Origin of the sequence: Seonamhaeicola sp., assembly GCF_028281565.1 — a bacterium.
Taxonomy (GTDB): domain Bacteria; phylum Bacteroidota; class Bacteroidia; order Flavobacteriales; family Flavobacteriaceae; genus Seonamhaeicola.
This window is the reverse complement of sequence record NZ_JANQJQ010000021.1, coordinates 432,531-446,091: the sequence shown is the minus strand read 5'-3', so window position 1 is coordinate 446,091 and position 13,561 is coordinate 432,531. Positions and strand designations below refer to the sequence as shown.

The following is a 13,561-nucleotide window of genomic DNA, read 5'->3' as shown; positions in this document are numbered from 1 at the left end:
TCTTCGAAGTTTGCAACTTCGAAGCATTTAAATAATCGAAAGCTACATTTTAAAACAAAGTGTAGCTTTTTTGATTTATTGAGAATGAAGAATGCGAAGCTGTAAACTTTGCATAGCAGTTTAATACTATTTCACAGGAGCAACTAATAAGCCTCCAACTTATCATACACCTTATCAATTTCTTTATCAATATAAGCCTGGGCATAATGCACATAGCGGTTAAACGAGTTGCTGGCATAACTATGACCGCTTATTTTGCGTACCAGATGCTCCGGCATCCCTAAAATAAGTAAGGTGGTAATGGCGGTTCTTCGCATCATATGAGAACTCATTTTATCACAAAAGCGCAATTGCTTTTTGTGGGTGGTTTTAGAGACCCCCTGGCGTTCGCGTTTCATTTCTATAGGGCTGGTAAAGCCTGCCTGCTCTCCTATTTTCTTCAGGCTTCGGTTAAAAATAAATAAGGTGGTATTTTTAAAAACGGGAGTTCTTGCAGAAGGCATTCTATGCTTTTTATAAATAGCCACGGCATACTGCGGCAACTTAATAAAACTGTAGGTTTTGGTTTTTTTGGACTTTACCTTTAAATACCATTCCCCGTGTTGCTGTTCAAAATTCTTGTTGGTCAACCTGAAGATATCCGAAAAACGCAACCCAGTGGTACAACCAAACACAAAGATGTCTTTGGTACGCCTTAAGGCGGGCGTTAAACTTTTATGAAATACCTCATCGTGAATTAAGAACTTTAATTGCTCCGGGGATAGGACGAGGATATCAACCTCTTCTTTACGCACATAGAACAGTTGGTGATAATCACCGGTGGCCAGGTCTTTATCAAACTTTAAATAATTAAAAAAGCTTCTGATGATCTTTATGTTGTTCCCCACATAATTGTCAAAGCAGCCTTTTTTATACAGGTGCTCCGTAAACTTTTTATAGAATTTTTTCCAGTAATTCTTTTCAGAGAGGCGCTCTCTTTTGTTTAGCCTTGAAGCATCACATATACGTAGTTCAAACCCGGTATCATCACTAAACCTTTGCAGGTTATTTAAAACATAATAGTAGTTACCTACCGTATCCTTATTTATTTTTTCGCCATTTTTTTTGAGCCGTTTCCCGGTTTCGCTATCTCTTATATACTGTTTGAATAAAGGAATCAGTAATGTGGTTTTTTTCATGAACTATAAAAATTTCTGTCAGTTTATAGCGAATAAAACTAAAAAAATTAAATAATCTAAGTACTAAAACCCCTTAGTATATCTAAGGGAAAACCTTAGTTGTTACTGGGTAATAAACTATAATTTTATGGTTTAATAATAAAAGCTGATGAAACAAGCTATAGCTCCCCTCCTACTGGCTTTAATATGTTTTTCGTTTTCTTCTGATGTACAAAAGAGGATCATTAGGGAAAACGGATTCGATATAGAATGTTATATCACTTCTAAAAAAGTAAACCACTACAGTTCTAATAAAATGTACTATTGGTACCGGTCCGGTAAAATACATCAATCCGTTTCCAATGTCGGTGGGTTTTTATTACATAAGAACTATACCAAATATTATAAGTCTAACCAATTGGCAGAACAGGGTGAGTTTGTACATGGTTTAAAGCACGGTGTTTGGAAAACCTGGCACAAAAACGGACTTGTAAAAACCAAAACATATTGGGAGCATGGTTACAGGGAATGGCATTTTACGGCATATGATTCTTTTGGGAACATCACATTACAAGGTAACTACCGAAAAAATATTAAAACCGGCCAGTGGATTGATCATATAAAGAAAGATACGGTTTACTATAAGAACAATATACCCTTAGAAGAAAAGCCCATAGGGATCATTCAGCGTGTTTTAAGAAAAAGAGATTCCCTTGAAAAGGTTCAGATTAAACAAGAGCGAATCACAAAACGCCTTAATGACTCTATTAAAAGAGTTCAATTAAAAAGAGAACGGCTACTAAAAAAGCGAAACGATTCTATTGACAAGGCCCGCAAAAAAATAAACAAACAAAGACAAAAGAAAATAGATTCCATCAACAGATCGAAACAAACAAATAAAGGTTTTCTAAAGCGCTTGTTTAAAAAAAATAACAAAAAACAGGGCTAGACTATTATATAGGAAACCTTGTTTACTCCTTGCTATTAACGTAATAATTATTTTATTAATAGGGTTAAAATAATTATGCTATTGCCCCGGATATTGAGAGGTCCGGGGCTTTTTGCTATTAATATACTTTAAAACTAAATAAACCCCTTGTCCTCGGCTGCCTTAATTAATTCCCTGTCGCCTTTACCTACCACATCAAACATCTCCTTCAAAATACGTTTTCTTCTCTCCAGGGCAGCAATGGACAGCATTAAAATATCCGGTAGCTCACTCATTTTGGCACCTTTTGACAATTCATATAATAACTTCCTGTCTATACTGTCTAATGTAAAGTCGTTAGACGACAGTTTTCGCAATAGTCTTAATACCGTTTTACAATAAAATGGCGGTTCTGTAATGACCCCTTTAATAGCTTCCACCAAAACCTCCGGCGTTAGATCATTCTTCACCAAAAGACCTTCAGGGCTTATGCTTTTTAGAATGCTGTTTAATCTGGAGTTATCATTAAACGTTGTAGATACTATTATCTTGGTCTTTTTGGACTTCCTTCTGATCAAAACCCCCAGATCCTCCCCTGATATAATTTTACCATCCCGGGATTCGGGTAACTTTATATCTAAAAATACTATGCCTAAACGGCTCCCTTTCAAAGAGCCTTTAATTCTTAATGCCGCTTCATCGCAAGTAGCGGCCGAATCAATACTAAAACTATATTTACCCTGCCTTTCAACTTGCTTAAAAGCCCCTGTATAAGCTTTTACAATTAAAGGATGATCATCTACAATTAATACATTAAAAGATTGCTCCATGTCACATTATTATTATACTAAAACTCTAATTGTTATAGTTGTCCCCTCTCCTAAATTAGAGTCTACCGTAAAGGTTCCGTTATATTTTAAAATCCTGGATTCCATATTTTTAAGCCCGATTCCGGTCCTCTTTTTAAAAATATCGAATCCTTTTCCGTCATCTTTTATTTTCAAATGTAAGAATTTAGACGACATGTTAAAAATAATGGAAATAGTATCGGCGTGGGCATGTTTAACCATATTCTGAACGGACTCCTGGATAATCCTGTATAAAATAACCTTGAGTTTATCGTCTATACTGTCCCAGGGAATGGTTGTATCAGCATGAATGTCATGGTTAAATCCATGTATTTTGCCCTGAGTACTCACATATTGTTCTATGACCGATACAAAACTATCGTCCGATCTTAATATGTTGTTTTTAAGGGCATGGGACACATCCCGTATTTCTTTTTCTATGGTCTGTAGTTCTTCCAAATAAGACTTAAAATCGTCTGCCTCTTCTTTTTTACCATCAATGGAGAAAAAGCCCAAACCTACCCGGGTTCCAAACAGTTTACCTAAGATGCCGTCATGCAATTCCTCTGAAATTCTATGGCGTTCCTGTTTGCGCCCTTCTTCCAATTTAGCTTGCTGCTTTGATATTAAGGAATAGATCTCTTCGTTAGCTCTTTGTTGTTCCTGCTCATAAAGCAGTGCATTGGTCTTGGCCCGTTGCCGCTTTATAAAATACAGAAGCCCAAATACTAAAACCAAAGCGCCTCCAATAATACCCATGAGTATGTTTTGAAGGGTTAAACGCTCGGTTTTTGCTATATACCCATCGGTTTCATATTCGATCCTGGTAGATTTGTTTCTTACAGCACGTTCTTGGTCATGTATGCTGTCGTTTAAACGGATATAGGTTTCCAAATAACTACCGGCATTGGCTTTATCCAGTTTTGCCAACAATTTTAATGCTTTTAAACGATCTCCGTTATCATCAACACTTTTAGCCATTGTTTCTGCATCTTTAGCATATGTAATGGCTTTTAACGTATCATTATAGTATGAATAATACTCGGCTAAATGTCTTTTAGCGGTTGCTATTCCAGCAATAATTTTTAAACTGTCTCTAATTTTTAGGGCTTCTTTAAAAAGTAAAGAAATTTCTATAGTATCTGTATCATTATTTTTAAATTTATTATATGCCAAATTATCTAATAATCTGGCGTATGATCTTGGGTTTTCAATCTTTAGAGTTTCATTCATCAGACCTTTTTGAAAATACTCTATAGCTTTAGTATGTTCTCCCATCTTTTCATAAACCTTACCTATGTTGTTAAAACTTGTGGACTGATAATCATCTTTATATTCTGTTTTATCAAGATACTCTAAGGCTTTTAGATGATGAAGTAGAGATTTATCAAACTCTTTTAAATATTGAAAATTTATACCTGCAAGGTTATGACAATAATAAAGATGTCTCGAAGATTTTTTATTTAAACCATTGAATAATTTTATTGCCTGATACGTCAATTTTTCACTACCCGTATAATCCCTTAGGTCATTTTTGATGCACGCCATAGTATATAACATTTCACCGGAAAGCACATCCTTCCCAAGAGTGGTAAATGACTTATTGGCCACATGATAAAAATAATAAGCACTATCCAAGTTTTCTTTTACATAATAATAGTAATGTCCATACAAATAATGTGTTTTTCCAATTCGAAGTGTATCCTTTAATTTTGTGGACAATGCTAACTTTTCAGCATTGATCTTTTTAAACAAAATCGAATCATTATCATATATTAAATTGGAAATATCTGTTAAATAATTAAACTTTAAAGTATCATGCAGGCCTTGACTAAGGTTATATGCTCTTTGTAAATATTGTTTCTTTTTAATTAAGGGTGCAGACGAATTTTTATATTGATTAATATAATAAACTATGCTATCGGGAATATCATTTGATTGGTTTTCAGTTGACGAAGAGGTTATGTGCTCGCAACTAACCAAACAAACAGTACCTGATAAAAGCAATAGTATTCCGAAGAAAGTTTTATCAGTCAAAGGCTAGAAATTAGTTCCATACAAAACTAAAAAAAAAACCCTAAACTTTCGTTTAGGGTTCAATAGGCTCTTAACCTCCTCCTGGTGGTGGCGGTTTTGGTTTATCATTTTCATCTTCAGCATAAACCTCGGTTTCCGTGGTTAAGGTATCATCTTCATTAAGGTCTTGTTCTGTACAAGACACACTTAGGGCTACTAACATTAAAAGCCCAAAAATAAAACGTATTAGTTTCATGACATTTCGTATTAATTAGACATCGGTTTGATGAGCCAGATGCTAGCTGTAACTCGAAATGCGCGCATGTAACTGAATCAGAATTCTACATCTAGAAGCCTGATAATCAGTAAAGAAATTTCTTGATAAGACAAATTTACGACGATAAAAGGCCTCCTCAAAGCATTTGATAAGGCCTTTAGGGAACGGGGTATTTTTGCCAGTAAAAGGGGTGTTTTAACAAGGATAAAAAAACGACTTTCTTCACTATTTAAGTATGTGATATCTTTAATAAGCTTTGGAACAGGGGCTACCGGATTTGGTAAGTCGTCTAAAACCCGTTTGAGTCATTATTTGTTGTAGGCTACTAATTTATAAAACGGTTATGATACCATTTGTATTGCCAAATTATGAATAACTATTTAATCTTAATTAAGGAATTACCTTAATAAAAGTAAGGTGTTTTTATACTTCGCAATGTCTTTGGTTTTATCCTTTTACTTTAATTACCTACGATTGAATGCCCCAAAAGCCCCATTTTAACGTTACATCGTTGTTTTTTAATGGTTAATAGTAGTAACTTTGGGAACAAAAGATATTCTCTTATTTTTATCCTATGTCTAAGTCCTATTTCATAGCGCTCTTTGCACTAATCCTTACAAACGGTTTTAACAATTGTTTGGCTCAAAGTTCCGTTTATTTTGATCACATAACAACAGACGACGGTCTATCTCAAAATGACGTAAACAGTATCTATCAGGATCAAGAAGGCTTTATGTGGTTTGCAACTCATGACGGGCTTAATAAATATGATGGATACAGTTTCACAATTTATACTCCGGAACGGGATAACTCGAATAGTATCAACAGTAATTTAGCTTATACCATCACCGGTGATAAGCAAGGCAACTTATGGATAGGTACCACAGGTAATGGCCTCAATTTTTTTGATAAATCCGATGAGAAATTCTATCACTTTACCCATGACGAAAAATCTCCGAAAAGTATAAACAATAATTATATAAGTGATCTTTACTGTGATACAAAAAACAGGCTCTGGATTACTACACATAGCGGGTTAAGCTTTCTTGATTTAAACGAACCCGCTGAATCTCGCAGTTTTAAGAATATCCCATTGTATAATACAGCTGCCGTATTTGAAGACGGCAAAGGCCAAATATGGGTTGCTTCCCAGGAAGGGTTGCATAAGGTGTTTATTGACCATCTCAATAATATTGAAGTTAAGCATGTAAACAAAGACATTGGACTGCATTTAAAAGCTTCCATTTTAAGTATTGCAGAGGACCATTACGGTAGATTAATAATTGGTGTTTTCTGGGGTATGTACATTTTAGATCTTAACCTGCCTAAAAGCAAGGCACGTTTTGTAAGTTCCGGTTCTTATAATTGCTTATTAGTAGATGGAGATTATATATGGGGAGGCACTAATAAGGGGTTATATCGTTTTAAGAACTTTCATAAAAATAAAAAACCTGTTCTAGATAAAATTTACACCTACAACCCAAGAAACCCTTATAGCATCAGTAAAAATATTATTGAATCATTATACCGAGATAAGACAGGAATCATATGGGTTGGAACGAACGGGGGCGGTATAAACAAATATGACCCCAATAGAAAACAGTTCGAGCATGTAAAGAAAACACTGGATCCTGAAAGCCTTAGCTATGATAAGATCAGGGCTATGTATGAGGACAGTAATGGAACTTTATGGATTGGCACTGAAGGAGGCGGTTTAAACATGTTATTAAACGATAATGACAACCTGTATACAGGGTATAAACACCTTCCTCGTACATCAAGACCATTTGCTATTACAGAAATAGAACGTAATGATAAAAAAATATTAATAGTCGGCTCAGAAGAGTCCCCAAATATATATCAACTTGACATAACCGATCCCAAAAATGTAAAAAGCTTTGATTCTCTGGACATCTCCACTTCGCAACAAAGTGTTTTCGCCATAATGGAAGACCGTTATAAGAATATATGGGTTGGAACCTACAGGGGCGGTATTCGCAGGTATGCCTATTTTAAGAATACGGATTCTTACAAAGAAGATATTTTAACCAATAATAAAAACAACCCTTATAGTATTTCCAATAATATCATTAGAAATATCATCGAAGATAGTAAAGGTAATATTTGGTTTGCCACCGGAAACGGTTTATCAAAATTATCACCAAAAGAAGCCCTGAAAAAAGACCCCAGATTTGAAATTTTTAAAAATGTCCCTAATGACAATAATACGATTAGTCATAATTACATTCTGGCTGTTTATGAAAGTAAAGCAGGTCAATTATGGTTTGGTACATTTGGAGGAGGTTTAAACAAATTAATACCAAGCGATGATGGAAAAGACCCTACATTTAAGGCTTATACCGTTTCTGACGGACTTCCAAGCAATGTTATCAAGGGTATTTTAGAGGATGATGAAGGTAATTTATGGATATCGACAAACCAGGGGCTTTCTAAATTCAATCCTAAGACTGAAACATTTAAAAATTATGATGTTAATGATGGACTGCAAAGCAATGAATTTCAAGAACTTGCTTGTGTAAAAAGAGCTAATGGCGAAATGCTCTTTGGAGGCGTAAACGGATTTAACGCATTTTTCCCGAAAAACATTATTGACAATGACATTGAGGCTAACACCATAATTACCAAACTTTCAATTTCAAATAAAGAAATTAAAATTGGAGAAGAAATTAACGGCAGGGTCTTATTGGATAGAGCCATCAATAATGTGGAACATTTAGAATTAAAACCATCCGAAAACAGCTTTTCTTTTGAATTTGCTGCATTACACTATGCCGCTCCGGGCAAAAACAAGTTTGCCTATATGCTGGAGGGGTTTGATACAGACTGGGTTTATACCAATGCCAACAAACGCTTTGCAACGTATACCAACCTTGAATCCGGTCAATACACGTTAAGAGTAAAAGCATCTAATAATGACGGTATTTGGGATTCTGAGCCCTCTGAATTAAAAATTTATGTCCTCCCGCCTTTTTGGAAAACCAACTTTGCCTATTTCCTGTATAGCGCCTTAATTGTTGGACTTCTATTAATGTATAGAAGGTTTACCATTATTAAAACCACTAAAAAACACCAATTAGAATTAGAGCATATTGAGAAAGAGAAGAATGATGAGCTGAACCGGGTGAAACTGGAATTCTTCACCAATATTTCTCATGAGTTCCGCACCCCTTTAACTTTAATAAAAGGGCCTTTAAGGTACCTTCAAAAGAACGGGCATGAAATTGACAATAAAGCGGCTCAGGAACAATATGGGCTCATGCAAAAGAACACCGAATATTTGCTAAGACTGGTAAACCAACTATTAGACTTTAGAAAGGTTAACCAGGGAAAAATGCGCCTGGTTTTAAGAAAAAGTGACATCATTCATTTTGTAAAAGAACTAACGGAACCTTTTCAGTTCTTGGCCCAAAAACAGCAAATTACATTCAGTGTTAACGCTCATAAAGATTCCATTGATTCCTGGTTTGACCATGAAGCTCTTGAAAAAATTATGTCAAACCTTTTGTCGAATGCCTTTAAATTTACGCCGCAAAAAGGCGAAATTAAAATTGAGATTTTTGAGGATGAAAACAAACATGTTGTCATAAAAGTCATTGATAACGGCATGGGTATAGACAAGGACAAAATCAAAAACATCTTTGAAAGATTCTATACAGATAATAAAGCAGGAAAGAAGAAACAAAAAGGTGTGGGAATTGGGCTTTCGTTTACTAAAAGTTTAGTTGATTTGCACCAGGGAAGTATTGATATACAAAGTGAACCCAACGTGGAAACCGTTTTTACTTTTAAGCTTCCAATGGAGAAACGGGTTTATGAAGGTATCCCTGAAATAACCTGTAAAGATGTAGATGATGTGGATTTCTATGTGCGTTCGTCTGAAACCGAATCTGCAGCCATCAGTATAAATGATGAAATAATTGACCAAAACTTATCTACAAACAAGTCTAACCTCCCCATTGTATTAGTTGTTGATGATAATAATGATATCAGGACTTTCATAAAACAGGCTTTAAGTAAACATTATTCCATTTATGAAGCCGATAATGGAAAAACGGGGCTGGAATTGGCCAATAAACTGATGCCCAGTATTATTTTAACCGATATTGTGATGCCGGAAATGGATGGTTATGATCTGTGTAAAAATATCAAAACCCAAAAGGAAACCAGTCATATCCCGGTAATTATGCTAACCGCTAAATTGTCTCAGGAAAGTGAAATTGAAGGTAGAAAAATTGGTGCCGACGGCTACATCAGAAAACCATTCGATATTGAATTATTAGAGCTAAAAATGGGCAACATTTTAAAACGCAGAGACGATCTTAGAAAACGATTCAATAGAGAAATAACCTTGCAGCCTAAAGAAGTTACGGTAACATCCCTGGATGAAATGTTCCTACAAAAGGCCATCAGCATTGTGGAGGATAATATGATGAATACCGATTTTAATGTTGAAATGCTGGTCAAAGAAATGGGATATAGCCGAAGTAATCTGTATTCAAAATTCAAGGAAATTACGGGGCTGTCTTCAAGCGAGTTCATCAGAAATATAAAATTGAAAAGAGCCGTTCAACTATTTGAACAAAGTGATTATTCGGTAAAAGAGATCATGTACATGACCGGTTTCAACACGGCCTCGTACTTTGCAAAGTGTTTCAAAAAACAGTTCGGCGTTATTCCAAGCGAATATGTTAGTCAGAATCAAAAAAAGGCTAAAACGATCCAGGAAGCTGAAGAATAAATCATTTATTACTGAATATTGAACATACTTTACACCTGATCACCGGGTTTTTTAACTAATTTTATCAAGTTCAAAACCGATCTTAATAAAATTTAAAATGAAAAGACTTCTATTAGTATTTCTACTACTGTCAATTTTTGCATGTAAAACTTCAAAAGAAGAAACTCCCAGTCCGCCAAATGTAGTTTTCATCTTTGCTGATGACATGACCTATTCTGCCATTAACGCCTTAGGGAACAATGAAATTGAAACCCCTAATCTGGACAGACTGGTGACTCATGGTACCACTTTCACAAATGCATACAATATGGGTGCCTGGAATGGTGCTATTTGCGCAGCTTCCAGAGCCATGCTTCTTTCGGGCAGAACGGTTTGGGACGTAAATAATTTTAGAAAAAATTGGATAAACAATAAAGAACTGGATAAAACCTGGAGTAAACTTATGGAAGGTGCCGGCTATGATACCTATATGACCGGTAAATGGCATATAGATGCTAAGGCAGACAGTGTATTTCAGAACGTTGTGCATATAAGACCCGGTATGCCTGATGATGCCTGGGAACATTCGGAAATGGTCCAAAAATTCAAAGACATTAAGGGCACGGATACAGATCCGGCTACTTTAATGCCTGTTGGCTATAACAGGCCATTAAGTGAACAAGATACCACCTGGTCTCCTACTGACCCCAAATTTGGAGGTTTCTGGGAAGGCGGTAAACACTGGAGTGAGGTTTTAAAAGATGACGCTTTAGGCTTTATTGATAAAGCCGAAAAAAGTGATAACCCGTTCTTCATGTATTTGGCATTTAACGCTCCACATGACCCCAGGCAAGCGCCGCAGGAGTTTATAGATAAATATCCATTAGAAAATATAAGCCTGCCTGAAAGCTGGTTACCGGAGTATCCTTTTAAAGATGATATGGGTTGTGGCCCTAACCTTAGGGATGAAGCCTTAGCACCTTTTCCCAGAACGGCATACGCTACCAAAGTACACATTCAGGAATATTACGCCATTATTAGCCATTTAGATGTTCAGATCGGTGAAATTTTAGACCGATTGGAAGCCACCGGAAAAATGGATAACACCTATATTATTTTTACGGCTGATCATGGTTTAGCTGCCGGAAGACACGGACTCATTGGAAAGCAATCACAATTTGACCATAGTATTAGAGCACCGTTCATGATCACGGGGCCAAACATTCCTGAGAATAAAAAAGTCACCGAAGCTATTTATTTACAGGATGCCATGGCTACCGGCTTAGACATAGCAAATATTGAAAAACCCGGGTATGTGTTCTTTAACAGTGTTTTGGATTTGGCTTCCGGAAAGCAATCTGAAAGCAGTTATGATGCTATCTATAACGGGTATATAGACCTGCAACGTATGATCAGAAAAGATGGTTTTAAATTGATCATCTATCCTAAAATTAAAAAAGTACTCTTATTCGATATGGCCAATGATCCGGAAGAAATGAATAACTTAGCGGATAACGAAGCCTATAAAGATAAAGTTGAGGCGTTATTTAAAGATTTGGTTCAACTTCAAAAGGACATGAACGATCCTTTAGATTTAACGTCTATAATAGCCTTATAATAAACCCCAAATCAGGTTTAGTACGAACGATGTTTTTCTGATAAGAAGTAAATTGAGTAGTATTAAATCAGTTATTTTTCACAAAAAAACCTCGCTACTAATTAGCGAGGTTTTTTACTAAACAATATGACTAACTAAAAAACAATTATAACAATTCCATTTTAAAAACATTGGCTAATTCACTTAACTCAACATCCTCCGGGATTACAAACGAATGTGAGCGTTCTGTTCTTTCCCATTTAACTTCCTTTCCGGACTTTAACTCAATAACACGCTTAACAGGAGTAGCCGGGCCGTAACCAATGTCGTTTAATTTACCCAAACTAATTTCTGTACCTGGTTCCGGTTTTCCAAGCAGGAATACGTAAAGCGATTTTTTATCTTTAGAAGTAGTGAAGCGTATGTCGCCGGCTGTGTATTCCACTTTAGCCGATTGTCCGCCATGTGCGCCATCTTCGGCTTTAGCATGTCCAAAACCGTAAATATGAAATGGTCTGGTACCATAAACAGCCTCACCATAGGTTTTTAGCCAATCCCCTACCTCAGTCAACAGGTCACGTTGTTCTTTATTGATGGTTCCATCAGCCATTGGAGAAATGTTTAACAATACCACCCCATTTTTACTCCAAACATCAATCATATTTCTAAGCAGAAGTTTAGGTGTTTTATATACTTGTCCGTGAGTATAACACCAGCTTCCTTTGTCACTTACGGTTATATCGGTCATCCATACTTTTTCAGATACATCTTTCTTTCCGCCTTGCTCAATATCTAAAACACTCATGCTCTTTGGTAAGTCATCATGTTTTGCAATCAAAACAGGCTCTTGTCCGGTTTTCAGTCCATTGTTCAGGAAGTGCGCGGACATTTCCTGAATTTTATCTTCTGCAACGTGATTTAACCATACGTCATACCATAAGATGTCCGGAGAATATTTATCAACTACCTCGTTTACCTGATCTAACCAATATTGGTCAAAGTCTTCTTGTGGCATATTACCATAGAACTTTTTTAAATCGGCATCTTCAGAAGACGTAGGATAATCCGGGTGATAGGCAAAATGACTATTATAAGTGTCCCATTTAGTTGAATCGCCATCATGACGTTGTCTCAGTCTGGCATGGTGAAAAGACGTCATGGTTTTTAATCCACGTTTTTTAAGAGCCGTCAATATTTCACCGGTAATATCTTTTTTAGGTCCCATATCAGCGGAATTCCAGGGATTTAATTCACTATCCCACATGGCGAATCCATCATGGTGCTGTGCCACAGGCCCGGCAAATTTAGCTCCGGCAGCCTTGAACAAATCAGCCCAATCTTCAGCATCATATTTTTCAGCCTTAAACATTGGGATAAAATCATGATAACCAAACGTTTCCAGCTTACCGTAATTTTTCTCATGATACTCCTTATAGTCAGGGTATTCGTTTACACGATACAATCTATAAGGATACCATTCTGAGCCATATGCCGGCACACTATAAACTCCCCAGTGAAAATAAATCCCCAACTTAGAGTCGTGAAACCATTCAGGGTCTGCGTTATGCTTGGCCAGGGATTCCCAATTAGGTTCATAAATATTTTTTGTATCCTTTTCGGTTACATTAGCCACATCTGTTTTATTCGTTTTACCACAAGACGATAAAACAAGAACCGAAAGTAGCATTAAGACATAGTGTTTTTTAAAAGACATAAATCATTTCGTTTTTTGGTTAGATAACTTCTCTACCTCTCTGAGGTAATTAACAAACGCTAAATTCATATTTTTTATCAATATTCAATACGCCTTTTGTATTAATTCACACAACATATGTCCAAACTTCTGCCCTTTTTCATAAAATGATTGTTAGAACTTCTTTGATTTCCTTTGCATAGGTTTTAACATAACAAATGTGTTTATCTTTAAGTCATATATGTAAATCTTAAGTTTTAATAAAGTAATAAAGTATATTTACTAGAATAAAATTACGATAATCAAA

The 13,561-nt window shown here is 35.8% G+C and carries 8 protein-coding genes; 3 read left to right on the top strand and 5 right to left on the bottom strand.

The window, feature by feature from the left end:
- Window positions 1–143: 143 nt before the first annotated feature.
- A complete protein-coding gene (locus Q0983_RS11690; protein WP_299553168.1) occupies window positions 144–1,178 on the bottom strand; it encodes a tyrosine-type recombinase/integrase in 1,035 nt (344 codons plus the stop codon).
- Window positions 1,179–1,326: 148 nt separating this feature from the next.
- Here Q0983_RS11690 and Q0983_RS11685 point away from each other — a divergent pair, with 148 nt between their 5' ends.
- Window positions 1,327–2,106 (top strand): hypothetical protein, encoded by a 780-nt coding sequence (locus Q0983_RS11685; protein ID WP_299553165.1) that lies wholly within the window; start codon window positions 1,327–1,329, stop codon window positions 2,104–2,106.
- Between the two features lie 134 nt (window positions 2,107–2,240).
- On the opposite strand, the gene Q0983_RS11680 is transcribed toward Q0983_RS11685, so the two are convergent.
- The 3 genes from Q0983_RS11680 to Q0983_RS11670 form a co-directional block, all read right to left on the bottom strand.
- Window positions 2,241–2,915 carry a response regulator gene (locus tag Q0983_RS11680; protein WP_299553162.1) on the bottom strand — a complete coding sequence of 225 codons (675 nt, stop codon included), beginning with the start codon at window positions 2,913–2,915 and terminating at the stop codon, window positions 2,241–2,243.
- A 12-nt stretch (window positions 2,916–2,927) separates the two neighbouring features.
- Window positions 2,928–4,970 (bottom strand): sensor histidine kinase, encoded by a 2,043-nt coding sequence (locus tag Q0983_RS11675; protein WP_299553158.1) that lies wholly within the window; start codon window positions 4,968–4,970, stop codon window positions 2,928–2,930.
- 70 nt (window positions 4,971–5,040) lie between these two features.
- Window positions 5,041–5,205 carry a hypothetical protein gene (locus Q0983_RS11670; RefSeq protein ID WP_299553155.1) on the bottom strand — a complete coding sequence of 55 codons (165 nt, stop codon included), beginning with the start codon at window positions 5,203–5,205 and terminating at the stop codon, window positions 5,041–5,043.
- Window positions 5,206–5,800: 595 nt separating this feature from the next.
- Between Q0983_RS11670 and Q0983_RS11665 the strand changes: the two genes are divergently transcribed.
- Window positions 5,801–9,985, top strand: a complete 4,185-nt coding sequence (locus tag Q0983_RS11665) for a two-component regulator propeller domain-containing protein (RefSeq protein WP_299553152.1) — start codon at window positions 5,801–5,803, stop codon at window positions 9,983–9,985.
- 97 nt (window positions 9,986–10,082) lie between these two features.
- Window positions 10,083–11,582 (top strand): sulfatase-like hydrolase/transferase, encoded by a 1,500-nt coding sequence (locus tag Q0983_RS11660; protein ID WP_366141006.1) that lies wholly within the window; start codon window positions 10,083–10,085, stop codon window positions 11,580–11,582.
- Window positions 11,583–11,727: 145 nt separating this feature from the next.
- Here the strand turns inward: Q0983_RS11660 and Q0983_RS11655 are convergent, their stop codons facing one another.
- The gene (locus Q0983_RS11655; RefSeq protein ID WP_299553149.1) at window positions 11,728–13,275 is read right to left on the bottom strand and encodes an alpha-L-fucosidase; all 1,548 of its coding nucleotides are present in this window, start codon (window positions 13,273–13,275) and stop codon (window positions 11,728–11,730) included.
- Window positions 13,276–13,561 lie beyond the last annotated feature (286 nt).

Excerpts from the sequence above, each read along its gene's own strand:
- Q0983_RS11655 (WP_299553149.1), bottom strand. The coding sequence starts at position 13,275 with ATGTCTTTTAAAAAACACTATGTCTTAATGCTACTTTCGGTTCTTGTT.
- Q0983_RS11680 (WP_299553162.1), bottom strand. The coding sequence starts at position 2,915 with ATGGAGCAATCTTTTAATGTATTAATTGTAGATGATCATCCTTTAATT.
- Q0983_RS11670 (WP_299553155.1), bottom strand. The coding sequence starts at position 5,205 with ATGAAACTAATACGTTTTATTTTTGGGCTTTTAATGTTAGTAGCCCTA.
- Q0983_RS11690 (WP_299553168.1), bottom strand. The coding sequence starts at position 1,178 with ATGAAAAAAACCACATTACTGATTCCTTTATTCAAACAGTATATAAGA.
- Q0983_RS11665 (WP_299553152.1), top strand. The coding sequence starts at position 5,801 with ATGTCTAAGTCCTATTTCATAGCGCTCTTTGCACTAATCCTTACAAAC.
- Q0983_RS11660 (WP_366141006.1), top strand. The coding sequence starts at position 10,083 with ATGAAAAGACTTCTATTAGTATTTCTACTACTGTCAATTTTTGCATGT.
- Q0983_RS11685 (WP_299553165.1), top strand. The coding sequence starts at position 1,327 with ATGAAACAAGCTATAGCTCCCCTCCTACTGGCTTTAATATGTTTTTCG.